The following is a 23,950-nucleotide window of genomic DNA, read 5'->3' as shown; positions in this document are numbered from 1 at the left end:
CGACTAACAAGGAGGATGACTGGTGGAAAAATTAAAGGTTGGAGTTATAAATTTAGGCTGTGATAAAAATAGAATTGATAGTGAGATTGTAATAAGCAGTTTAAGTGGGAAATATGATATAACAAATGATCCTAAACTGGCAAATATAATTTTAGTTAATACTTGTGGGTTCATAGAATCGTCAAAACAAGAATCAATAGACACTATTTTAGAAATGTCAGAATACAAAAAGAAATATGAATGCAAAGTACTTATTGCAACAGGATGCCTTATTCAGAGGTATGGTGCAGAGCTACTTGAACTAATGCCTGAACTTGATATAATGCTTGGAGTTAACGATTATAACAAGTTACTAAGTAGTATAGAAGAGGTACTTTCAAAAAGAATTAAAGTGCAACATTTTAATTATAGTGATGATAATATTAATGAAGGACAAAGAGTATTAACTACAGGAACATACACTGCATATGTTAGAATTTCTGAGGGCTGTGATAATGCTTGTACTTATTGCGCTATACCTAAAATTCGCGGTAAATATAGAAGTAGAAATATGGCAAATATATTACAAGAAGTCAAGGAGCTAAGTGAACATGGCTGCAAGGAAATTATTTTAGTTGCTCAAGATACTACTAGATATGGAATTGATTTATATGGTGAAAAAAAATTACATACTTTGATTAATAAAATTTCTAAAATTAGTGGGGTTCAGTGGATTAGAATACTGTACTGTTATGCGGAAGAAATGACGGATGAAATTATTAAAGAGATAGCTTTAAATGACAAGGTTTGTAAATATGTAGATATACCAATTCAACATATAAGTGATGATATTCTTAAATCCATGAAAAGGAAAGGAAGAAAGAAGATTATAACAGAAAACATATTTAAGATGCGTAAAAGTATAAAGGGGTTAATTCTCAGGACTACTTTAATAGTTGGGTTTCCAGGTGAGACTAAGGAAGATTTTCAAGAACTAAAAGAATTTATTAAGGAAATGAAATTTGATAAATTGGGAGTGTTTAAGTATTCAATGGAAGACGGTACTGTAGCTGCACTTATGGAAAATCAAATTCCAGAAGAAATAAAAATAGAACGTGAAGAAGAATTAATGATATTGCAACAAGGTATATCTAAAGAATTAAATAAGACTAAAATAGATGAAATTTATAAGGTTTTGGTAGAAGGTGTTAATGATAAAACTTACACTGGTAGAACTTATGAAATGGCACCAGAGATTGATGGAACTATTTTCTTTGAATCTAATAAAGTTTATAATAAGGGACAATTTATAAAGGTTAGGGTTATTAAAGCCTTAGAATATGATTTAATAGGAGTTGTGTGCAATGAATCTTGCGAATAAACTTACAATGATACGAATTTTTTTAGTACCTTTATTTTTACTGTTTATGGCAGTTAGAGATATACCTTATGGAAAAGAACTAGCTACTATCATTTTTATAGTGGCAGCTCTTACGGATAAATTGGATGGGTATATAGCTAGAAGTCGAAATCAAATAACTAATTTCGGTAAATTTATGGACCCACTAGCAGATAAATTATTAGTAACTGCAGCGCTTGTTTCATTAGTGGAACTTCAAATGATTCCTGGCTGGGTAGCTATGATTATTATTGCTAGAGAATTCGCAGTTACAGGACTTAGGACGATAGCTGCAGCTGAAGGTAAAATAATTGCAGCTAGTAAGTGGGGACAATTAAAAACAGTAATTCAAATAGTCGCTATAATTACAGCATTAATAAAACTATTGAACCAAAATGCAAGCTTTACTACAATTTTAAGTACATTAACTAATGTTTTCATGATTGCTGCAGTAATTATTACAATAATATCAGGTGTTGACTATTTTGTTAAAAACAAAGGGACAATTAGAGTTGATAAGTGATTAAATTCTAAAAGTTTGTTAATAATACAATAAGAGGCCTTCTTTATTATGAATTACAAGGAAGGTTATAATGGAAATATTTATTTTGTATGTTGACCATATAAAATAAATAGTGTATACTTAGTTTAGAACAAACGTTCGTCAAATAAAGGATGGTGAACCCGTAAGGGAAATTTATGAATAATGAAAAATTAAAAGCACTAGAAGTAGCTATGGGTCAAATAGAAAAACAATTCGGTAAGGGCGCAGTAATGAAACTTGGAGAAAACAGTAAATTAAATATAGAGGCTATTTCTACTGGGTGTTTAGGACTTGATATAGGACTTGGCATAGGTGGTGTACCTAGAGGAAGGATAATAGAAATTTTTGGACCAGAATCTTCAGGTAAAACTACACTAGCTCTTCATATAGCTGCAGAAGCTCAAAAAAATGGAGGCTCTGCTGCGTTTATAGATGTAGAGAATGCTTTAGACCCTGAATATGCTAAAGCGCTGGGAATAGATATAGAAAATCTAATAGTATCTCAACCAGACACTGGTGAGCAAGCACTAGAGATTACAGAGGCTTTAGTTCGTTCTGGAGCAATTGACGTTATTGTTGTAGATTCAGTAGCAGCACTAGTTCCTAAAGCTGAAATTGAAGGAGAAATGGGAGACTCTCATATAGGGCTTCAAGCAAGACTTATGTCTCAAGCTTTAAGAAAACTTGCTGGGTCTATAAATAAATCTCAATGTGTGCTTGTGTTTATAAATCAATTAAGAGAAAAAGTAGGAGTAATGTTTGGTAGCCCAGAAGTAACCCCCGGTGGTAGAGCACTTAAATTTTATGCATCTGTTAGAATAGATATTAGAAAAATAGATACAATTAAACAAGGTGACGAATTTATGGGTAATAGAACGAGAATAAAAATAGTTAAAAATAAAGTATCTCCTCCATTTAAGAAAACTGAATTTGATATTATGTATGGTCACGGCATATCAAGAGCGGGAGATGTTTTAGATATAGGAGTTACAGAAGAAATTGTACAAAAAAGTGGAGCATGGTTCTCATATGGGGATATACGACTTGGACAGGGAAGAGAGAATTCGAAACAATATTTTAAAGAAAATCCTTTGGTTATGCTGGAAATAGAAAATAAAATTAGAACAAAATATGATTTACCATTATATAAAAACCCTGAAGCTCCTAAAAAAGAAGTTTCCAAAAAAGAACTTAATAAAAAAGAAGCATAAAAGCAAGCTTTTACTTGCTTTTTTTCTTTAGTTAATAATAATTATATATTAGAAAAAGTTAAATAACTAATTTAGATGTTATAATCTTGACATTAACAGAAATATAATATAAAATAAATACAAATACTGGTTTAGGGTATTTGTATTATTACGAATTTAATAAATATAGCACCTTTTCTATTTTTCATATTTACTCTTAAATAGATTTGAAAATAGGCATAGGAGGTGTTGATAATCAATGGGTAATAATAGTATTACAATGATCTTGGTAGGTTGTGCTATTTTGGTTGTTGTTTCTTTATGTATTTTTGTTGTAATTTATTCTAGAAAAAATAAATCTCAAGCCAATATTTCTATGGCCGAAAAAGAAGCTAAAAAAATTCTTGATGATAGTGTAAGAGAAGCTGAATCAAAAAAGAAAGAAGCTATTTTAGAAGCCAAAGAAGAAGTTCACAGACTTAGAACTGATTTAGAAAAAGAATCAAGAGAAAGACGTAATGAGGTTCAAAGGTTAGAAAGAAGAAACATCCAAAGGGAAGAATCTTTAGATAAAAAAAGTGATGTGCTAGAGAGAAAAGAAGAAAATCTTAATAAAAAACAACAGCAAATTGAAATGTTAGAAGCAAGTGTACAAGATTTATACGCAAAACAAAGAGGCGAACTGGAAAGATTATCAGGATTAACGGCTGATGAAGCAAAACAAGTTCTGCTAGATGAAATTAAAAAAGAAATTAAGCACGATGCTGCAATTATGATTAAAGAAATTGAAAATAAAGCAAAAGAAGAAGCAGATAAAAAAGCAAGAGAGATTATTACTTATGCTATTCAAAGATGTGCAGCTGATCATGTTGCAGAAACAACAGTTCATGTGGTTTCGCTTCCTAATGATGAGATGAAAGGAAGAATAATAGGTAGAGAGGGTAGAAATATTCGAACTCTAGAAACACTAACAGGCGTTGATTTAATAATAGATGATACACCTGAAGCAGTAATTCTTTCAGCATTTGATCCGATAAGACGTGAAGTTGCTAGAATAGCACTTGAAAAGCTAATAGTGGATGGAAGAATTCATCCTGCAAGAATTGAAGAAATGGTGGAAAAAGCTAAAAAAGAGGTAGAGAGTGATATAAGAGAAGAAGGAGAACAAGCAACTTTTGAAACAGGAGTTCATGGACTTCACTCTGAAATTATTAGGTTACTAGGAAGACTTAAATATAGGACTAGTTATGGTCAAAATGTATTAAAACATTCTATAGAAGTATCATACTTAGCTGGACTTATGGCATCTGAACTTGGAATTGATCCAACCATGGCTAAAAGGTGTGGATTGCTTCACGATATAGGTAAAGCAGTAGATCATGAGGTTGAAGGACCACATGCACTTATAGGTTCAGAAATAGCTAAAAAACACCATGAATTACCTATTGTAGTAAATGCTATTGCAGCGCATCATGGTGACGTTGAGTTACAATCACTTGAAGCAATACTAGTTCAAGCGGCAGATGCTATATCAGCTGCAAGACCAGGTGCAAGAAGAGAAACGTTAGAAGCTTATATTAAAAGGTTAGAGAAATTAGAAGAAATTGCAAACTCTTATGAAGGTGTAGAAAAATCATATGCGATTCAAGCTGGAAGAGAAGTACGAATTATGATTAAACCAGATGTAATTGATGATGCTGGTGCAGTTGAAATGGCAAGAAATCTAGTGAAAAGAATTGAAAATGAACTAGAATATCCAGGTCAAATCAAAGTTAATGTAATTCGCGAAACACGTGCTATTGATTATGCAAAATAAACATATATAATGTTATATCCCCCTAAGATTTTAAATTTTTTAAATCTAAGGGGGATTTTTTTGTTCAACAACTTTCCTTCTGAAGTCGTCAATTCATCTCCTGCGGAGCGGCATCATCTATGAAGATCTTGCAGCTCAACAGGAGATGATATAATTACATTTGTATGAAAAATTAACTCTGTTCCATTTACATCATAAATAAAAAATGATATATTAGTAAAGTATGAATTATGTTGTTTTTTATTTTGAAATGAAATTAATTATTAAATTAATTTGAAAATATACCTATAATATGGGTATTGGGGGTAAGTAAAATGGTATTATCTAAAAAAGCTAAGCAAATATCTGCATCATTAACTTTAGATATAACTGCAAAAGTGAAAAAAATGAAAGCAGAAGGTATAGATGTAATAGGATTTGGTGCTGGTGAACCTGATTTTAATACACCCAAAAATATTACAGAAGCAGCAATAAAAGCAATTAATGGCGGAATGACCAAATATACTGTTACATCAGGTATTATTGAACTAAAACAGTCAATAATTAAAAAATTAGAGAAAGATAATAATTTAACCTATGTACCATCTCAAATTATAGTTTCAAATGGAGCAAAACAATGTTTAGCTAATGTTTTTCAAGCTATTTTAAATCCAGGAGACGAAGTTTTGATTGGATCTCCATATTGGGTTAGTTATCCGGAATTAGTAAAACTCGCAGATGGAAAACCTGTATATGTAGAATCGCGAGAGGATAACCAATTTAAATTAACAGTTGAGGGTCTTAATAGAGCAATAACTTCTAGTTCTAAAGTAATAGTATTAAATAGTCCCAATAATCCAACAGGAACAGTATATTCAAGGGAAGAACTTATAAAAATTGCTGATTTTGCAAGGATAAATGACTTAATTATAATATCAGATGAAATTTATGAAAAATTATTATATGGAAGCACTACTCATATTAGTATAGCAAGTCTTTCAGAAGATGCATACGTAAGAACTATTGTAATTAATGGTGTTTCTAAGGCTTATGCTATGACAGGATGGAGAATAGGATATGCTGCAGGGTGCGCACAAATCATATCGTTAATGTCTAATATTCAAAGTCATACTACATCTAATCCTAATTCAATTGCTCAATATGCATCAGTTGAAGCCTTAAATGGAGAGCAAAAAGATATAAGCGAAATGATAGTACAATTTAAGTTAAGACGAGATTATATGGTAGAAAAAATAAATAGTATTCATAATTTATCATGTTTAAGACCTGAAGGTGCTTTTTATGTTATGCTAAACATAAGTGATGTATTAAATAAATCAGTCAACGGAAGGGTTATAAAGAATTCAATTGATTTTTCTGATTTTTTACTTGAAGAAGAAAAAGTTGCAGTTGTACCTGGTATAGCATTTGGAGCAGATAATTTTATTAGGTTATCATATGCAACTTCAATGGAAAATATAAAAAATGGACTTGATAGGATAGCAAGGTTTGCTAACAATATTTGTTAGTAATATTTAAAATTGATTTACATACATTTTAATGATATTATAGTAGCATGGGTAATTGTGACTCATGCTACTATTAAAATATTGGGGTGAAGTGAATTGGTAACAAAAGAAGTTTTAGTTAATAATTCTAGGGGATTACATGCTAGACCAGCTACATTATTGGTAAGAAAGGCAGCTTCTTTCAAATCAGATATAGGTATAGAATATATGGGTAAAAAAGCTAATATTAAAAGTTTAATAGGTATTTTATCTTTAGGCGTTGGTCCAAATACAACTGTAAACGTTATAGTAAATGGTCTTGATGAAAAATTAGCTTTAGAAGAAATAGTAACATTAATAAAATCTTTAGAAGAATAATTATAGTCTGTATATTTTAAAAAGCTGCTAACTAACTGTTTGCAGCTTTTTAAAATGTATAGAAATTTACAAAATATTAAAGGAGAATATAAATGTTAAACAATATCATAGAATTCAATTGGAATGAAGATGTAACAATAGGCAGCAAACACTTTATATCATATTTTCTTGAAATTAAAGCGAGGAAAAGTATTTATACTTCCAAAAGTTATGAACGTGATATAAAGGATTTTTTTTGCGTAGCATCTACTTCTGATATTTCAATAGAAGACATCAAAAAAGTATCTATATTACATACACAAAGTTTTATAATGAAATTAATGGATAAAAATATGTCCTCGGCTACTATAAATAGAAAAATATCATCATTAAGTGCACTTTATAAATGGATACTTAAATATCAAGATAATTCAACAGGTATTCAAATAATTAAATATAATCCTTTTGGAAATTTAAAAGAAGAAAAACCAGTAATAAATAATAAGGAAACAGAGTTTTTAACAAAAGAAGAGTGTAAAACTTTATTAGAAAGTATTGATACATCTACAATACTTGGACATAGGAATAAAACGATATTAGTACTTGCATTTACTACAGCTCTTAGAAAATCTGAAATTATAAACATTAAGATTGAAGATATTACTACGCATACTGGTTATGATGTAGTGAAGGTTTTGAGAAAAGGTGGTAAGGAGGACATAGTAAAACTACAATGGAGCGTTCTTACCATGATAAATGAATATATTACGTTAACTAATCGAAATAAAGTGTCAAATTATGATGAATATTTATTTACAGGTCATTCAACTAATGGGAAAAATAAAGAAAAGTTAAATTCAAGCACGTTAAATTACATGATAAAGAAAGTGTGTAAAAATGCAGGTATTGATAAAAATATACGCGTTCATTCTACTAGGCATACAGCAATCACATTAGCAATTTTAGCGGGGGCTACTGTAGAGAAAGTTAGGGATTTTGCAGCTCACAAAAATTTGGCAACTACTAATAGGTATATTCACTCAGTAGATAAATTAAAAAACAATGCAGGGGATTTAATTGATTTGCTTTAGGTGTTAAACTAGTAATTAAATATAATGAGAAATATGCTCATAGCCATAAACAAAAACCAGGGCATAATAGTGAACCTTTTGGCAGTTCTTGATAGCATTAAGCAGCAATATAAGCTGTTATATAGTGTAATGGAAATAAAGATGGTGCTTAGTTGTAAAATATTAATTAATAATGTTTATAAATAAGTTGAAGAACATTATCAGCAAATAATAAAATATGAACTGGGGTAAATTATGAAAATAGGATATGCATGTGTTCCACTAACAACAAATGCAAGAACAAGTAGAAGATTAACAATTAAAAAGTTTTCGCAGAAGTTGCTTCTAGAAGTAGTTGCAGAAAATTTAATGGATTTAAAGACAATATTGCAGAATAATAAAGAGAGTAACATAAATTTATTTAGAATAAGTTCAGATATAGTCCCACTGGGAAGTCATAGTATTAATGATATTAAGTGGAATGAATACTTCAAAAATGAATTAAATGAAATAGGTGAATATATAAAAAAAAGTAGCATGAGAGTTTCTATGCATCCAGGTCAATATACAGTGCTAAATGCCCAAAAAGAAGAGATAGTAACAAGGGCTATTAAAGATTTAGAGTATCACTGCTTGTTTCTTGATTCACTAGGGGTGGACTCAAGTAATAAAATTATACTTCATATTGGCGGAGGATATGGAGATAAAAATGCAGCTATGAGTAGATTTATTGATAACTTTAAAAGATTGTCAAATTCAGTTAAGAGTAGACTTGTAATAGAAAATGATGATAAAATATTTAACATCCAGGATGTACTTTTTGTAAGTATGAAAATTAATATACCAGTAATTTTTGATAATTTACATCATTTATGTAATCACGAAATAGATATATCTATAAAAGAAATAATGGAGAAGGTAGCTAAAACATGGAAAGAAAAAGATGGTAATATAAAAGTGCACTATAGTCAGCAAAATTCTGTTAAGCAAATAGGGGCACATTCAAGGACCATAGTAGTTAAGAAGTTTTTAGAATATTACAATCAGGTTAAAGAGTTTAAACTTGATATTATGCTTGAAGTAAAAGACAAGGATATCTCGGCTATAAAATGTAATCTTATAGTTAATAACATGGACAAAAAAGTTAAAGGTACGATAATTGAGAAGCAGTGGGCGAAATATAAATACGTGTTAATGGAAAGAAATTATAAATATTATAAAGCTTGTAGTAAACTTATAAAAGATAATTGTAGTATTCAAGAATTTTATGAATATACAGATGAAATAATAAATCTTGATGTGGATGATGGGGCTTTTATAAATACATGCGAGCATGTGTGGGGATATGTTAAAAAGAAAGTTTCGCAAAATGAAAAGAACCATTTTGAAAAACTTCTTTTAGATATATCGCGCAAGGATAAGGTTAAGCTCTATTTGAAAAAGTTATGTATAAGATATAATTCGAAATACATGCTTGAATCCTATTACTTTAACTATTAATATAAAAAAACTAGATTCAATAAACTATATGTGATTATATGGTTTATTTTTTTGTAAAATTTTTTCAATCAAACATATATATTAATTATACAGAAATAAAACAAATAGATTAAATTACATAATTAGAATTATGTAAACCTATATAAAAATGTAAACTAAAAAATTTTAACTAATGCCCTCGAAATAATTATAGTAAACAAAATCAGTTTGTATAAAATCCATTGTTATTGTCAATAATTTAGAAAATTAAATAAAAAGGAGAGATAATATATGAATACAGTTTCAATAATTGGTAGAATAACAAGAGATTTAGAACTTAGGAGTTTTAACGAGGGTAAAGGATTCTATACTAGATTTACATTGGCAATTAATAGAGTATCACATAAGGATTTGCAACCAGAAGCTGATTTTATAAATATCGTGGCTTGGAATGGCGCGGCAGAAAGCATGTGTAAACATTTGAAAAAAGGAAGTCAAATTGGAATAACGGGTAGGCTCTCTAGCAGTAGTTACACAGATAAAGATGGAATAAAAAAATATAGTACAGAAGTTGTAGCAGAAGATTTTAAATTCCTAGATAATAAACAACAGATAGTATAGTGTTCATAAGATTATTGCTGTGGTATAATTTAGAAATCAGTAATAACAAAAAGGTGAGATGATTTAATGAAAAGTATTATTGTAGCTGGAGGATGCTTTTGGGGTGTAGAAGCTTACATGTCGAAAATAGATGGTATTATTGAAACAAAGGTTGGATATGCTAATGGTACAAAAAAAAGTCCTACTTACAATGAAGTTTGTCTTGGAACTACTGGGCATGCTGAATCATGTTTGATAAATTATGATGAGAACGTCATAACCCTCGAGAAAATTTTAAATAAGTTTTGGCGAATAATAGATCCTACTGTTTCAAATAGACAAGGTCCAGATATAGGGAGCCAATATCGAAGTGCTATTTATTATTTCGATGAGTCAGATTTGGATGTTATATTAAAAACAAAGGATGAAGTTCAATTAAAATATAATAAGAAATTAGTAACAGAGATATTACCTGTTTCTTGTTTTTATGATGCTGAAGATTATCATCAAAAGTATCTACAAAAAAATCCAGCAGGCTATTGTCATATTAATTTAGATGATATTTAAATCAATATAATAAAAAAAAGGAAGTGAAATTTCACTTCCTTTTTTTTATCATTTTATTGAACAATTTTATATTAATTAAAAGTAATTATAAGTTAAGTGAGTTTTTATATATTGTTATTATATCATCTACACTAACAGGTGCTGGATGATTTTTTAATTTGTCCTTGTTTGCTATGATCTTGCTTGAGTAAGAACATATATCTTCATAACTTACGTTATCTACGCATCCAAGCATATCATTTAAAAACACACCAAGTTCATCTAAATTTTCTAAAGTTAATAAATATAAAATTTTTCTTACTTTATTTTCATCATCACAAAATTCTAAATACGATTTTAAAAGTACTCCATTTGCTTTTCCATGTGGCATATTATGAAAATATGTAAGCGCATATCCCATTGCGTGTGGAAGTGACGTAGCCGTTTGTGCTATTACCATCCCAGCTATGGTAGAAGCTAACATTAATTTTTTCCTAACAACACATGTAAAATCTTTTTCTTTTATCATATTTAAACATTCACCAAACAATTTCAAACCTTTTTCAGCCAAGGCATCACTTACTATATTTGATTTTGAAGATAAATAACCTTCGACTAAATGAGTTAATGCATCTATTGAAGTATTAACAGTTACTCTCTCAGGTAAAAACATTAGATATTTTACATCCAGGAGAGCAATTTCTGGAAATACTTTTTGACATATACCATGTTTTGTTTGAAGCTGATTATCAGTAAGTATTGAATAGGGAGTTGTTTCAGATCCAGTGCCAGCAGTTGTTGGTACAGCAATAATCGGCACAGAATTTAAATTTGGACTATTAAACAAATCAAAACTTGAAGCAGTGGGGTTCATTAGTAGTATGCCAGCTGCTTTTGCCGCATCGATGGGAGAGCCTCCTCCAATACCAATAATAAAATCTGATTTTTGTGTTCTTCCAAGCTTTGCTATATTATCTACAGTTTCTAAAGAGGGATTTTCTTCTACATTATTATAAACATCATATGTAATTCCTTCATTTTTTAGTGCACCTATAACATCTTTTAATGAGCCATTTTTAATTGAAGAAATTTTACCTGTTACTATTAAAGCTTTATTTCCATAGGTTGAAAATAAAGTGCTGTTTTTTAATACTACTTCTTCATCAAGTAATATTTTAGTTGGCATGTGGTAATTAATAAAATCCATAATAGGGCCTCCTTTTATAATAATCATTTTATTTATTATAACATTAGTAACATTAATATAAATGATATTCGAAATATATTATAAACTAATCAATTAAAGATATTAAAATGAATAATTGATTTTTTGTCCAAATACTTATATAATTCTACATGAAGACTTATTTATATATATTTAATTTTAATTTTGAATCATGTTTTATTTAACGACAGATTGTAAAATTTGATTAAAATTACTTAGCGAAAATAAATACAAATGCGTATTAAGCATTTATTAATGGTAATTTCGTTTACGATAATTTTATAATAGAAGAATTATATTTATATAGTAACTAAAATAATATTAGGAAGTGGTATAGTGGAAGAACGTTTGCAAAAATTTATGGCAAGATGTGGTGTTGCTTCGCGAAGAAAATGCGAGAAAATAATTACATCTGGGAGAGTAAAAGTAAATAATTTAGAAATTACAGAACTAGGACATAAAATTGATCCTGAAACAGATATTGTTCATGTAGATAATAAAATTATTACTATTGAAGAAAATAAAGTTTATATTGCGCTAAATAAACCTGAAGGTATTGTATCTACTGTTAAAGATGAAAAAGATAGAAAAACTATTCTAGATTTAGTTAAGGTAGAGGAAAGAATATATCCAATAGGACGTTTAGATTATGATACAAGTGGTCTAATTATATTGACTAACGATGGGGATATCTACAACAAGGTGATTCACCCAAGACAAGGAATTAACAAAGTTTACATAGCAATACTCGAGGGATGTCCAAATCAAGAAGAAATAGACAAGTTTTGTAATGGGATAGATATTGACGGGTACATTACAGCGAAAGCAAGTTTTGAAATAACTAAGCGGGTAGGATTTAACTGCAGGGCTACTATTACTATACACGAAGGAAAGAATCGTCAAATTAGAAAAATGTGTGAAGCAATAGATCATCCAGTTATTGCTCTCAAGAGAATTTCCGTTGGAAACATAAAAATTGGAGATATGGAAAAAGGATCATGGAGAAACTTAACTGAAGATGAAATAAATTATTTGAAGAATTTATAATTTAAAATTTCAAAAAATGAGAAACATGACAGAATTTTTCATCTATATATAAAGAATAACAGAAAAAACATTATATCAATGAATAAATTATTGAATGTATGTTCAATAGATGATAAAATGAAATAAAAAAATTCATTTTATTAGTTATTGAAATTTTTATTTCATTAGATTGAGTTTTAATAGAAAGGATTGAGTTTAGTATGGAAAATAACAAACAGGATTTGATGCGGGAAATTCAAATCAAGTTTCCACGATTAAGCAAGGGGCAGAAATTAATAGCTGAATATATTTTAAAGCACTATGATAAGGCCGCGTTTATGACAGCAGCTAAATTAGGTATTAGTGTTGGAGTAAGTGAATCTACAGTAGTAAGATTTGCAAATGAGTTAGGGTTTAGTGGGTACCCAAAACTACAGAAATCGCTTCAAGAATTAATTAAAAACAAATTAACAACTGTACAGAGGATTGAGTTATCTAATGATTTTATTACTCAAGAAAATGCACTAAAAGGTGTATTGAAGGCTGATATGGAAAATATTAGAGCTACACTTGATAAGATTAATCACAAAACATTTGATGATATAGTAAATTCATTGTTTGAAGCTAAAAAAATATATATAATTGGGCTTAGAAGTTCAGCAGCACTGGCAGAATTTTTAGCATTTTATTTAAATCTTATTTTAGATAATGTTAAGGTTGTTGCATATGGAGTAAGTGATATATTCGAACAAATGCTTAATGTTACAGGCGAAGATGTTGTAATTGGAATAGGATTTCCTAGGTATACCACAAGAACAATTGAAGCTTTAGCTTTTGCTAAAAGTAAAAATGCTAATGTTGTAGCAATAACTGATAGCTTACTATCTCCAATAGCAGCTAAAGCTGACTATACATTGATAGCACAAAGTAATATGGCCTCATTTGTTGATTCTTTAGTGGCGCCTCTTAGTGTAATAAATGCATTAATTATTGCTGTTGGATTAAGAGAAAAAGAAAAAATATCAACTACATTTTCGGCTTTAGAAGGTATATGGGAAGAATATCAAGTTTATTCTTTTAGAGATAAAGAGGAAAGATAGTTAATCTACAATAGAAAGTTCTTGGAGAACGTCTGATGATAATCCTTTTACAGGGGTTTTCTTTTGATTTTTTGTAATTTGGATTATATAAAAAATAGGATGAAAAATAAAGGAGTGATTGGATGTCAAAGGTAATTATTATTGGAGGCGGACCAGCAGGTATGATGGCGGCTGCTACAGCTGCATCAAAACATAAGGTGGTACTTATTGAAAAAAATGATAAATTAGGAAGAAAGCTTTATATAACAGGTAAAGGTAGATGTAACATTACAAATGCCAAGGATATTGGTGATTTTTTTGAGAATATACCATGTAATCCTAATTTCCTGTATAGTTCTTTATATTCTTTTACAAACGAGGATACAATGAATTTTTTTAAGCAGCTAGGGGTTAACCTTAAGGTTGAAAGAGGAGATAGAGTGTTTCCTGAATCAGATAAATCGTCAGATATTATAAAAGCGTTTAATAATGAACTACAAAATAAAAATGTTGAGGTATTATTAAACTTAAAAGTGAAAAAGCTAATCAGAGATAATAAGAAGATTATTGGAGTAGAACTTGGTGATGGAAGTAGTGTATATGGGGATTATTTCATATTATGTACTGGTGGTTTATCATATCCCAAAACAGGTTCATCTGGTGAAGGTTTAAATTATGCTCGTTTTTTAGGACATAATATAATTAAGCCTAGACCATCACTTGTACCAATAGAGGTAGATGAGTTATGGATTAAGGATTTACAGGGTCTTTCACTAAAAAATGTAGAATTAAGGATTATAAATAGTAAGAATAAGAATATATATAAAGAATTTGGAGAGATGATTTTCACTCATTATGGAATTTCAGGACCTATCGTTTTGAGTGCAAGTAGTTTTGTGAAAGAAGAAGAAAAATTAAAGATTTCAATAAATTTAAAGCCAGCATTAAGTGAAGTTCAGCTTGATAAAAGAATTCAAAGTGATTTCTTAAAATATGCAAACAAAGATTTTAAGAACGCATTAAATGATCTACTTCCTAGTAAGCTAATTAACACGATAATTCAATTGTCTAATATTGATGAAGAAAAGAAGGTTAATTCTATTACTAAGCAAGAAAGAAAAACTTTAGTAAATTTACTTCAAAATCTACAGCTTAATGTTAAAGGTCTTCGCCCAATAGAAGAAGCTATCATTACCAGTGGAGGGGTTGATACTTTAGAAATAGATGCGTCTACCATGAAATCAAAGAAAATTGATAATTTATATTTTGCAGGTGAAATGATAGATGTAGATGCATATACCGGTGGCTATAATCTTCAAATAGCATTATCTACAGGAGCATTAGCTGGTACTAATGTAGGGTTAGAGTAAATTAGTGTTAAATAATTAGTTAAGTAAACGGGGAGTGAAATATAATGGGATTATCTGTTGCAATAGATGGGCCTGCAGGTGCAGGGAAAAGTACCATAGCTAAAATAATAGGTGAAAAATTCAATCTTATGTATGTTAACACAGGCGCAATGTATAGAGCAGTTGCTTTAAAAGCTATGAATGCAAATATTTCAGAAGATAATGTAGGAGATTTAACAAAACTTGTTGAATCTTTAGAGATGCATTTTGAAGAGAACCACATTATAGTTAATAATGAAGATTTGACGGATATGATAAACATGCCGATTATAAGCAATAATGTTTCTAAGTACGCTGCAGTTCCCGAAATTCGCGAAATTCTTGTTAATTTGCAACAAAATATAGCTAAAAAATATAGTGTTATTATGGATGGAAGAGATATCGGTACTGTAGTGCTTGTGGATGCAACTTTTAAATTTTATTTAACGGCGTCCTGTGAAAAAAGGGCAAATAGAAGATATGAAGAATTAATTGTTAAGGGGTTAAAAGTTGATTATAATACTATTTTAGATGATATTATTAAAAGAGATTATATTGATACCCACAGAGCAGTTAATCCACTTAGAAAAGCTATAGATGCTGTAGAAATAGATTCTACTGCTTTAGATATAAATGGAGTAGTTAAGGCGATAGAATTACAAATGAATTCAAAGAATAAAAACAATTAATTGAGCGATTATAAAAAGATGATTTAACGACATTTCAGCTCCGCAGAAAATGATTTAAGGAGATGGCAGAATGAGAGAAATAATACTTGCAGATTCTGCTGGTTTTTGTTTTGGTGTAAAACGAGCAGTGGATACAGCTATAAACATGAAAAAAAAGTATAATAATAGAATATATACACTAGGACCACTTATACATAATAATGATGTTGTAAGTTTTCTAAAAGAAAATTTAATAAATCCTATAGAGCTTGAAAATATTGATAGATTAGAAGGAAATGATACATTAATAATAAGATCACATGGAGTATCTGAGGAAACATTAAATATACTAAAGAGAACTAATCTTAATATAATAGATGCAACATGCCCTTACGTTGCAAATATCCATAAAAAAGTGAAAAAATATTATGACTTAGGATATCATATAATTATTGTAGGTGATAAAACTCATCCTGAAGTAATTGGAATTAATGGATGGTGTAATAACTGCGCAACAATACTTAGGGGAGACGTAGAATCTGGGCCAATATCAAATAAGGTATGTGTAGTTTCTCAGACAACTGAAACACAAACTACTTTTGAGAATGTATTAGCTAAAGTTATAAAAATAAGTAAGGAGATAATTGCATTTAATACTATTTGTAGCGCAACAGAAGTACGCCAAAAATCTGCAGAGCAGCTTTCAAAAAAAGTAGATGCGATGCTTGTTATTGGTGGGTTTAATAGTTCTAATACTACAAAACTTTATGAGATATGTAAAAGAAATTGCGAAAATACTTTATATGTAGAGAACGTTCATGGAATTCCTGATGAATTTATAAAGGATAAAAATATTAAGGTTATAGGAGTTACAGCGGGAGCCTCAACCCCCGATTGGATTATTGATGAGGCGATTTTAAAAATGAGTTAGGCAAAAACGTGTAGCATAAGATTATGTATACACGTTTTTATAATTTAAATCATTTATCAGTGATGAAATAAATGAATTCTATTTTATACAAGAGCATTATTAATTTTATAACTGCGATTTTTTAAATTATTGAATATTAAACTAAGTTATTTAATATAATTTAATAACACTATCATTATTTTAAACAAAAATAAGTTCCTTGTAAAAATATTAGTAATGGATTTATAATAAGAAAAGTATTATAATTTTATAAGTGGTATAATTCGATTAAATCATCTCCTACGGAGCTGCAACATCTTCATAGAAGATGCATTAACGACTTCAGAAGGAGATTTATACATCCCCTGAAGTTTTCTATTTGTTAGGGGATGTAATTCACACTTATAGAAGTGGGAAACTTTCCTTTTGAAATGTCATTAAAATAAATTAATGGAGTAAAGCTAAATGCATAAGTTAATAAACTTGAGTTTAAAAAATATTGATGATTTTAGAAAGCTTAATCAATTTAATACTAATTTTAGTCTATCAAATAAAAATTTCTTTGAGTTATATGATAATAGTAATATTATTCAAAGATTGTTCTTAAGAAAAAATGTAAACTTATTATTAGAAAAAAACAATTTTATAGGTTATATATGGTTTGAAAAACATAACAAATATCAAAGTGTCATTAATTCAATTAATGTAATAGAGGATAATAATTTAATTTGTTTATATAAAACTTTAATTAATTCAGTGGTAAGTGGTAATTTAATAACTTATGAATGTGAAGATAATCAGGTAAATATGGATATTTTAAACAAGTTGGGGTTTGAGAGAAAAAAAGGTTTTATTGAATTGGAAAAAGAATGTATAGGATATCTTAATACCTTTGTTACTGATAAGATTACTTTTTCGGTAGTGAAAAAAGATAAGGATGAAAAAGCACGATGTTTATTACAAAATGAAATATTTAAGAACAATGATAGAATTCCAATTAATGTAGAAGATATTTATTATGACGAAGCACAGGAATATTATTTCGATGAAGGTGCGATATTTATTAAGTCTGATAACATACCCATTGGATATGGGCAAATTATAATTGAAAATGAGGTAGCAAGTATTGTGAATTTTGGCATAATAGAAAAGTGCAGAAAAAATGGATATGGAAAAGTGTTTTTAAGGTATTTGCTGAATTTAGCTATGGATAATGATTTTTCTAGAGTCTCATTAAGAGTGGATTGTGATAATATTATCGCTCTAAAATTGTATATTTCGTTGGGATTTAGGGTTAAAAAAGAATTTTATACTTGGCAAAAACTAAAGTTGAATAATATAAAAGGGGGAAGATGATAATGCATCTCCCCCCTTTTGAGTGTTGTTTGCTTTTTTAACAATCTAATTTTTTATAGAAATGTATTCTGCAATAGCTATACCTAAAATCTCCATAGCATCTTTTAATGCAGTTCTATTTAAGCAGTATGATAACCTGATCTCATTTATTCCTAAACCCTGCGTTGAATAAAAACCTTCTGCAGGAGCAACCATTATTGTTTTATTATTATGTTCAAAATCTGTTAATAACCATTTAGCAAACTCGTCAGCATTTTCTATTGGAAGCTTTGCTACCACATAAAATGCACCGGTTGGTTTTTGACAAACAACTCCTGGTATTTCGGATAAGTATTTATATAGAATATTTCTTCTTTCTTCGTATTCTTTTTTTACTTCTACAAAATATGATTTCGGGGTGTTGATTAAATTAGCCGCGGCAAGTTGTTCTATAGTAGGTACACATAACCTGGTCTGTCCTAACTTAAGAATCTGATGCATGAGGCTCTTATTTTTTGATGCAACTAGACCAATCCTAGCACCACAGGCACTATAACGTTTAGATATACTATCAATTAATATTATGTTTTGTAGAGCATCCGTCATATACAAAGCCGAAGTGTATTTTAAGTTATCATAAACAAATTCTCTATATACTTCATCAGCAATTAAGAAGATATTATTTTCTTTTGCAATATCGGCCAGCATTCTTATTTCCTCTTGAGTATATACAACTCCTGTAGGGTTACCAGGATTTGATACCATTATTGCTCTAGTTTTACTTGTAATTTTACTTGTAATTATATCTTTAGAAGGTAAGTGAAAACCTTCTTCCGCTTTTGTAATAAATGGAACAATTTTAACGGATGCCATATCAGCAAATCCAGTATAATTTGTGTAAAAAGGTTCAGGAATTATAATTTCATCACCAAGATCACAAATAGCCATAAGCGCAAACATTATGGCTTCTGATCCTCCATTAGTTATCATAATGTCAGCTTTAACAAAATTAATACCCCATTCTTTGTAATATTTTAAAAAACTCTTAAGTAATTTATCTTTTCCTTGAGAATTACCGTATTCAAGTACTTTGGCATTGTATTGGTTTATTCCTAGAATGAATGTATTAGGAGTACGTATATCAGGTTGACCTATGTTAAGATGATATACACTAACTCCCCTTTTTTTAGCCTCTTTAGCAAAAGGAACTAGTTTACGAATTGGTGAAAATTGCATTGCTTCAATTCGGTTAGATAATTTCATAATATTTCCCCCCATCATAAGTTTTAATTAACTAAATTCTTTTATTATGATTTCAACAGGCGCGCAGGATACTTTCATGTCAACCATATTGCTATAGTTACACTTAGAGTAATAACATCTGTCACCTATACAATCAAATCGTATTTTTTTATCACGAGCGCTTTCATCTTTTTTTGCATCATACATATTAAATCACCTCTTTTAGGTAGTATTTCCTAAAAGTCGAATTTAATTTATAAAGCAAAAATATATGTTAAAGTTAATTCATAAATAAAAAAACATGTTTATATTCATATTATTTTCTAAATTACATTAGAAAAACAATTACTAACATTATAAACTAATTTAAGACTTTAGTCCAAGTAAATTACTTTATTGAATAAATATTTGAATAAATATCCTCAATTATTAAAAATGACTTTAAAAAAGTCATGAAATTATATATAATGATAGTAGTAATATTTTTTTTATAAAGGAGAATACACTAATGAATAAAATGCTTAAATACTATATAGAAACATGGGGTTGTCAAATGAATGAGGAAGACTCCGAAAAATTGTCTGGTATGTTAATACCCTCAGGATACAAAAGAACTACAGATAAGACAATTGCTGACATAATTATTTTTAACACCTGTTGTGTTAGAGAAAATGCAGAGCAAAAGGCTGATGGGAATATAGGGGCTTTAAAGACAATGAAGAAAGAAAATCCAAATCTTGTAATTGCAGTTGTTGGATGTATGATGCAACAAGATGGTATGGCAAAACATATAATTACTAAATTCCCATTTGTAGATATTATCATTGGGACGCATAATTCTCATAAATTCCCAGAGTATTTAAAAAGAATACAAAACGGTGAATCATCTATCATTGAAATTTGGGATAAAGAAGAAAAAATAATAGAAGGAATACCAATAGATAGACAAAGCAGTATAAAAGGTTTTGTTACAATTATGTATGGCTGCAACAATTTTTGTACTTATTGTATAGTACCTTATGTAAGAGGTAGAGAGAGAAGCCGTAATCCAGAAGATATTATAAATGAAATAACAACAATGGTAAAGCAAGGATATAAAGAAATAACCTTACTTGGGCAAAATGTTAACTCTTATGGAAAGGGATTAAGTCCTAAAATAAATTTTGCAGAGCTGCTTAGAAGAATTAACACTATTGAAAATTTAGAGAGAATTAGATTTATGACATCTCATCCAAAGGATTTATCTGATGATGTAATAGAGGTAATTGCGCACAGTGATAAACTTTGCGAGCAAATTCATTTACCAGTGCAATCAGGTTCATCAAATCTTCTTGGCACAATGAATAGGCATTATGATCGGGAGAAATATTTGCAGCTCGTTAAAAAAATAAGAGATACAATTCCTAATGTAGGATTAAGTACAGATATTATTGTTGGATTTCCAGGAGAAACTGAAGAAGATTTTGCTCAGACATTAAGCCTTATGGAAGAGGTAAGATTTAATTTAGCATTTACGTATCTTTACTCTAAAAGGAAAGGAACACCAGCAGATGAAATGCTTGAACAAGTACCTGAGGATGTAAAACATGAAAGATTTAACAGATTAGTTGAAGTTGTTAATAGAAACTGTGCGCAAAGAAACAAGGAATGCGTAGGTAAAATTGTAGAAGTTCTTATAGAAGGTTATAGTAAAAATGATAAAAGTAGATTATCCGGAAGAACTAGGAATGGAAAATTAGTAAATTTTGAAGGTAACCATAAAGCTATTGGAGATCTTGTATCAGTTCTTATAACCGATGCACACTCATTTTCACTTATTGGTGAAGAAATTTAGATCTAAATATAAATAAATATAAATTTTTATGGGTATATAGTAATTTGTATTTATTATATATTCGCAAAGAAAAGCAAGGTGGAATAACAATGGCATTAACTCCAATGATGATACAATATTTTGAAATTAAAGAAACCTGCAAGGATTGTATATTATTTTTTAGGTTAGGAGACTTTTATGAGATGTTTTTTACTGATGCACAGGTTGCAGCAAAAGAATTAGAGCTGGTTCTTACAGGGCGTGATTGTGGACTTGAAAAAAGAGCTCCTATGTGTGGAATCCCTTATCATGCTGCAAATACATATGTTCGCAAGCTAATTGAAAAGGGATTTAAGGTTGCTATATGCGAACAAGTAGAAGACCCTGCAACTGCAAAAGGAATTGTTAAAAGAGATATTATTAAGATAATAACGCCGGGCACTTATACTGATTCATCTTTTTTAGAAGAATCTAAAAACAATTATATTATGAGCATTTATATTGATGTAAAAAGTAATTTCTGTGGATTGTGTTTTTGCGATGTATCAACAGGAGAGTTTAGTTGCACTGAGTCTAAACTTAACCTGATCACAATACTCGATGAAATTTCAAAGTTCTCGCCAAAAGAAATTATTATATGTGAGGACATGCCAGTAGGTATTCTAAAGGCAATAAAAGAAAAATTTAATGTTTTGTACTCAGCATATTCTAGAGACTATTTTATAGCTCCCGATGATAATATAATTAAAAATCAGTTTCATAATTTTAGTGAGTTTGCATTTACGCAAACCTTATCGCGTAGCATATGTGGACTACTTAATTATATTATAGATACACAAAAAAGTTCGCTATCTCACATAGACACTATAGAATACTATGATATCTTAGATCATGTAAGTTTAGATACAAATTCAAGAAGGAATTTGGAACTCACTGAAACTTTGAGAGATAAAACAAAGAAGGGATCATTGCTATGGGTGCTAGATAGGACTAATACTGCCATGGGAGCTAGAAGACTACGGAAATGGTTAGATCAACCACTGATAAATAAAAATCTAATAGACGAGCGATTAGAGGCGGTTTGCGAACTCAAAGATAATGCAAGCTCACATGAAGATTTAAGAGATGTTCTAGTGGATATTTATGATATTGAAAGACTTGTAGGGAAAATTTCTTCGAAAAATGTTAATGCGAAGGAACTTATTTCACTTAAAAACTCTATAGAAAAGATTCCAAAGGTTAAATCTATTTTAGCTAATTTAAATAGTGAATTAATGAAAGCTGTATATTTGGAACTAGACGATTTACAAGATCTATATAGTACCTTAGATAACTCCATAATTGAAAACCCAGCAATCTCAATTAAAGAAGGAAATATTATTAAGGAAGGTTTTAATACCGAAGTAGATGAGTTAAGGCTGGCTAAAACACATGGCAAGGAATGGATTGCCACTTTAGAAAGTGAAGAAAAAAGCATAACTGGGATAAAATCATTAAAGGTTGGGTATAACAGAGTCTTTGGTTATTATATTGAAGTAACCAAGTTAAATATTCCTTTAATTCCTGAGGGCAGATATATAAGAAAACAAACGTTGTCAAACGCTGAGAGATACATTACTCCTGAACTTAAGGAAATGGAAGAGAAGATATTAGGGGCGCAGGAGAAATTAGTAAGTATTGAGTATGAAATATTTACAGGGATTAGAGAAAACATAGAAAAGCATATAGAAAGAATGAAAAATACTGCAAAACTTATATCCGAAATTGATTGTCTAAGTTCATTAAGCACAGTTGCTTTAGAAAATGATTATACTAAACCTAAAATAAATACAATAGGTATTATGAACATAAAAGGGGGAAGACACCCAGTAGTTGAGAAAATGATGCCTACGAATGCTTTCATTGACAATGATACTTATATGGATCTCGCTAGCAACCAAATGTTATTAATAACGGGGCCTAATATGGCAGGTAAATCAACCTACATGAGGCAAGTAGCATTAATAACTATTATGGCTCAAATGGGAAGTTTTGTTCCATGCGTGGATGCAGACATATCTATTTGCGATAAAATATTTACTAGAATTGGAGCTTCAGACGATCTTGCTGCTGGTAAAAGTACCTTTATGGTAGAGATGTGGGAAGTATCAAATATATTAGAAAATGCTACAAATAGAAGTTTAGTTTTACTCGATGAGGTTGGTCGTGGAACAAGTACTTATGATGGATTAAGTATTGCTTGGTCAGTTATTGAGTATATTTGTAAGAATTCTAATTTAAAATGTAAAACCTTATTTGCTACCCATTATCACGAATTAACAAAACTTGAAGGTATGATTAATGGAGTTAAAAATTATTCTGTGGCTGTAAAGAAAATTGAAAATGAAATTGTTTTTCTTCGAAAAATTGTACCTGGTGGAGCTGATGAATCCTATGGAATAGAGGTTGCGAAACTTGCAGGCATACCAAAGGATGTAATAAACAGGGCAAATGAGATATTGGAATCCCTTGAGAATGATAACAGTGCCACAGAAATTGATTTAATAGATAAAAAGAAATTAAAAACTAATGAAAATATTGTGCAAAAAGAAGTAGCTACTGATTATGTACTTAAAGATGAAAAGGATGAAGTTACTCAAATAAGTTTTACCGATATAGAAAAGGATAATATATTAAAGGAAATTAAAAATATAAATATTCTTAACTTAACACCTATGGATGGGTTTAATAAGCTATATGAAATTGTTAATAGAGCTAAATTGTTATAGTGCTATAAAGGTTCGACGATCTCTATAAT

The 23,950-nt window shown here is 29.6% G+C and carries 20 protein-coding genes and 1 pseudogene; 18 read left to right on the top strand and 3 right to left on the bottom strand.

Annotated features, from left to right (window positions below; genetic code table 11):
* The first annotated feature begins 22 nt into the window (after positions 1-22).
* The 10 genes from rimO to msrA all read left to right on the top strand — a co-directional run bounded on the left by rimO (position 23) and on the right by msrA (position 10,488).
* Positions 23-1,360 carry a 30S ribosomal protein S12 methylthiotransferase RimO gene (gene rimO / locus ACREVX_RS15855; RefSeq protein ID WP_431545188.1) on the top strand — a complete coding sequence of 446 codons (1,338 nt, stop codon included), beginning with the start codon at positions 23-25 and terminating at the stop codon, positions 1,358-1,360.
* Positions 1,344-1,901 (top strand): CDP-diacylglycerol--glycerol-3-phosphate 3-phosphatidyltransferase, encoded by a 558-nt coding sequence (pgsA, locus tag ACREVX_RS15850; protein WP_431545187.1) that lies wholly within the window; start codon positions 1,344-1,346, stop codon positions 1,899-1,901. The genes rimO and pgsA overlap by 17 nt, the downstream gene beginning before the upstream one ends.
* 176 nt (positions 1,902-2,077) lie before the next feature.
* Positions 2,078-3,133 carry a recombinase RecA gene (recA, locus tag ACREVX_RS15845; RefSeq protein ID WP_431545186.1) on the top strand — a complete coding sequence of 352 codons (1,056 nt, stop codon included), beginning with the start codon at positions 2,078-2,080 and terminating at the stop codon, positions 3,131-3,133.
* 259 nt (positions 3,134-3,392) lie between these two features.
* Positions 3,393-4,928, top strand: a complete 1,536-nt coding sequence (rny, locus tag ACREVX_RS15840) for a ribonuclease Y (RefSeq protein WP_431545212.1) — start codon at positions 3,393-3,395, stop codon at positions 4,926-4,928.
* A gap of 314 nt (positions 4,929-5,242) precedes the next feature.
* Positions 5,243-6,436, top strand: coding sequence for a pyridoxal phosphate-dependent aminotransferase (locus tag ACREVX_RS15835; protein ID WP_431545185.1), 1,194 nt, complete (start codon positions 5,243-5,245; stop codon positions 6,434-6,436).
* A gap of 96 nt (positions 6,437-6,532) precedes the next feature.
* On the top strand, positions 6,533-6,793 hold the full coding sequence (locus ACREVX_RS15830; protein ID WP_431545184.1) for an HPr family phosphocarrier protein: 261 nt from the start codon (positions 6,533-6,535) through the stop codon (positions 6,791-6,793).
* 92 nt (positions 6,794-6,885) lie between these two features.
* The gene (locus ACREVX_RS15825; RefSeq protein WP_431545183.1) at positions 6,886-7,863 is read left to right on the top strand and encodes a tyrosine-type recombinase/integrase; all 978 of its coding nucleotides are present in this window, start codon (positions 6,886-6,888) and stop codon (positions 7,861-7,863) included.
* 234 nt (positions 7,864-8,097) lie between these two features.
* Positions 8,098-9,342 (top strand): UV DNA damage repair endonuclease UvsE, encoded by a 1,245-nt coding sequence (gene uvsE, locus ACREVX_RS15820; protein ID WP_431545182.1) that lies wholly within the window; start codon positions 8,098-8,100, stop codon positions 9,340-9,342.
* A gap of 270 nt (positions 9,343-9,612) precedes the next feature.
* Positions 9,613-9,942 carry a single-stranded DNA-binding protein gene (locus ACREVX_RS15815; protein WP_431545181.1) on the top strand — a complete coding sequence of 110 codons (330 nt, stop codon included), beginning with the start codon at positions 9,613-9,615 and terminating at the stop codon, positions 9,940-9,942.
* Between the two features lie 66 nt (positions 9,943-10,008).
* Positions 10,009-10,488: a peptide-methionine (S)-S-oxide reductase MsrA gene (gene msrA / locus ACREVX_RS15810; RefSeq protein WP_431545180.1), complete on the top strand. Its 480-nt coding sequence runs from the start codon at positions 10,009-10,011 to the stop codon at positions 10,486-10,488.
* Between the two features lie 85 nt (positions 10,489-10,573).
* Here the strand turns inward: msrA and ACREVX_RS15805 are convergent, their stop codons facing one another.
* Positions 10,574-11,674, bottom strand: a complete 1,101-nt coding sequence (locus ACREVX_RS15805) for an iron-containing alcohol dehydrogenase family protein (protein WP_431545179.1) — start codon at positions 11,672-11,674, stop codon at positions 10,574-10,576.
* A gap of 354 nt (positions 11,675-12,028) precedes the next feature.
* On the opposite strand from ACREVX_RS15805, the gene ACREVX_RS15800 reads away from it, so the two are divergent.
* The 6 genes and pseudogenes from ACREVX_RS15800 to ACREVX_RS15775 all read left to right on the top strand — a co-directional run bounded on the left by ACREVX_RS15800 (position 12,029) and on the right by ACREVX_RS15775 (position 18,119).
* Positions 12,029-12,739 (top strand): pseudouridine synthase, encoded by a 711-nt coding sequence (locus ACREVX_RS15800; RefSeq protein ID WP_431545178.1) that lies wholly within the window; start codon positions 12,029-12,031, stop codon positions 12,737-12,739.
* Positions 12,740-12,939: 200 nt separating this feature from the next.
* Positions 12,940-13,818, top strand: a complete 879-nt coding sequence (locus ACREVX_RS15795; protein WP_431545177.1) for a MurR/RpiR family transcriptional regulator — start codon at positions 12,940-12,942, stop codon at positions 13,816-13,818.
* A 122-nt stretch (positions 13,819-13,940) separates the two neighbouring features.
* Positions 13,941-15,167 (top strand): BaiN/RdsA family NAD(P)/FAD-dependent oxidoreductase, encoded by a 1,227-nt coding sequence (locus tag ACREVX_RS15790; protein ID WP_431545176.1) that lies wholly within the window; start codon positions 13,941-13,943, stop codon positions 15,165-15,167.
* Between the two features lie 44 nt (positions 15,168-15,211).
* Positions 15,212-15,874 (top strand): (d)CMP kinase, encoded by a 663-nt coding sequence (gene cmk, locus ACREVX_RS15785; protein ID WP_431545175.1) that lies wholly within the window; start codon positions 15,212-15,214, stop codon positions 15,872-15,874.
* Positions 15,875-15,944: 70 nt separating this feature from the next.
* Positions 15,945-16,781, top strand: a pseudogene (locus tag ACREVX_RS15780) (4-hydroxy-3-methylbut-2-enyl diphosphate reductase); the annotation flags it as partial.
* Between the two features lie 447 nt (positions 16,782-17,228).
* The gene (locus ACREVX_RS15775; RefSeq protein WP_431545174.1) at positions 17,229-18,119 is read left to right on the top strand and encodes a GNAT family N-acetyltransferase; all 891 of its coding nucleotides are present in this window, start codon (positions 17,229-17,231) and stop codon (positions 18,117-18,119) included.
* A gap of 45 nt (positions 18,120-18,164) precedes the next feature.
* Here ACREVX_RS15775 and ACREVX_RS15770 read toward each other — a convergent pair whose 3' ends face one another.
* Together ACREVX_RS15770 and ACREVX_RS15765 are read right to left on the bottom strand one after the other, a co-directional pair.
* Positions 18,165-19,361 (bottom strand): pyridoxal phosphate-dependent aminotransferase, encoded by a 1,197-nt coding sequence (locus ACREVX_RS15770; RefSeq protein WP_431545173.1) that lies wholly within the window; start codon positions 19,359-19,361, stop codon positions 18,165-18,167.
* A 27-nt stretch (positions 19,362-19,388) separates the two neighbouring features.
* Positions 19,389-19,547, bottom strand: coding sequence for a hypothetical protein (locus tag ACREVX_RS15765; protein ID WP_431545172.1), 159 nt, complete (start codon positions 19,545-19,547; stop codon positions 19,389-19,391).
* Positions 19,548-19,848: 301 nt separating this feature from the next.
* On the opposite strand from ACREVX_RS15765, the gene miaB reads away from it, so the two are divergent.
* Both miaB and mutS read left to right on the top strand, forming a co-directional pair.
* Positions 19,849-21,174 (top strand): tRNA (N6-isopentenyl adenosine(37)-C2)-methylthiotransferase MiaB, encoded by a 1,326-nt coding sequence (miaB, locus tag ACREVX_RS15760; RefSeq protein ID WP_431545171.1) that lies wholly within the window; start codon positions 19,849-19,851, stop codon positions 21,172-21,174.
* An 89-nt stretch (positions 21,175-21,263) separates the two neighbouring features.
* Positions 21,264-23,921 (top strand): DNA mismatch repair protein MutS, encoded by a 2,658-nt coding sequence (mutS, locus tag ACREVX_RS15755; RefSeq protein ID WP_431545170.1) that lies wholly within the window; start codon positions 21,264-21,266, stop codon positions 23,919-23,921.
* Positions 23,922-23,950 lie beyond the last annotated feature (29 nt).

This window comes from Clostridium sp. (assembly GCF_050717545.1).
In the GTDB taxonomy this organism is placed as follows: domain Bacteria; phylum Bacillota; class Clostridia; order Clostridiales; family Clostridiaceae; genus Clostridium_AD.
Note: the sequence above shows the minus strand (reverse complement) of the source record. Positions and strands in the feature narration are given on the sequence as shown.

Coding starts and splice junctions, on each gene's coding strand:
- msrA (WP_431545180.1), top strand. CDS start 10,009: ATGAAAAGTATTATTGTAGCTGGAGGATGCTTTTGGGGTGTAGAAGCT.
- ACREVX_RS15805 (WP_431545179.1), bottom strand. CDS start 11,674: ATGGATTTTATTAATTACCACATGCCAACTAAAATATTACTTGATGAA.
- rny (WP_431545212.1), top strand. CDS start 3,393: ATGATCTTGGTAGGTTGTGCTATTTTGGTTGTTGTTTCTTTATGTATT.
- ACREVX_RS15835 (WP_431545185.1), top strand. CDS start 5,243: ATGGTATTATCTAAAAAAGCTAAGCAAATATCTGCATCATTAACTTTA.
- ACREVX_RS15815 (WP_431545181.1), top strand. CDS start 9,613: ATGAATACAGTTTCAATAATTGGTAGAATAACAAGAGATTTAGAACTT.
- ACREVX_RS15770 (WP_431545173.1), bottom strand. CDS start 19,361: ATGAAATTATCTAACCGAATTGAAGCAATGCAATTTTCACCAATTCGT.
- cmk (WP_431545175.1), top strand. CDS start 15,212: ATGGGATTATCTGTTGCAATAGATGGGCCTGCAGGTGCAGGGAAAAGT.
- ACREVX_RS15790 (WP_431545176.1), top strand. CDS start 13,941: ATGTCAAAGGTAATTATTATTGGAGGCGGACCAGCAGGTATGATGGCG.
- uvsE (WP_431545182.1), top strand. CDS start 8,098: ATGAAAATAGGATATGCATGTGTTCCACTAACAACAAATGCAAGAACA.
- ACREVX_RS15825 (WP_431545183.1), top strand. CDS start 6,886: ATGTTAAACAATATCATAGAATTCAATTGGAATGAAGATGTAACAATA.
- recA (WP_431545186.1), top strand. CDS start 2,078: ATGAATAATGAAAAATTAAAAGCACTAGAAGTAGCTATGGGTCAAATA.
- ACREVX_RS15775 (WP_431545174.1), top strand. CDS start 17,229: ATGCATAAGTTAATAAACTTGAGTTTAAAAAATATTGATGATTTTAGA.
- ACREVX_RS15765 (WP_431545172.1), bottom strand. CDS start 19,547: ATGTATGATGCAAAAAAAGATGAAAGCGCTCGTGATAAAAAAATACGA.
- pgsA (WP_431545187.1), top strand. CDS start 1,344: ATGAATCTTGCGAATAAACTTACAATGATACGAATTTTTTTAGTACCT.
- miaB (WP_431545171.1), top strand. CDS start 19,849: ATGAATAAAATGCTTAAATACTATATAGAAACATGGGGTTGTCAAATG.
- ACREVX_RS15795 (WP_431545177.1), top strand. CDS start 12,940: ATGGAAAATAACAAACAGGATTTGATGCGGGAAATTCAAATCAAGTTT.
- mutS (WP_431545170.1), top strand. CDS start 21,264: ATGGCATTAACTCCAATGATGATACAATATTTTGAAATTAAAGAAACC.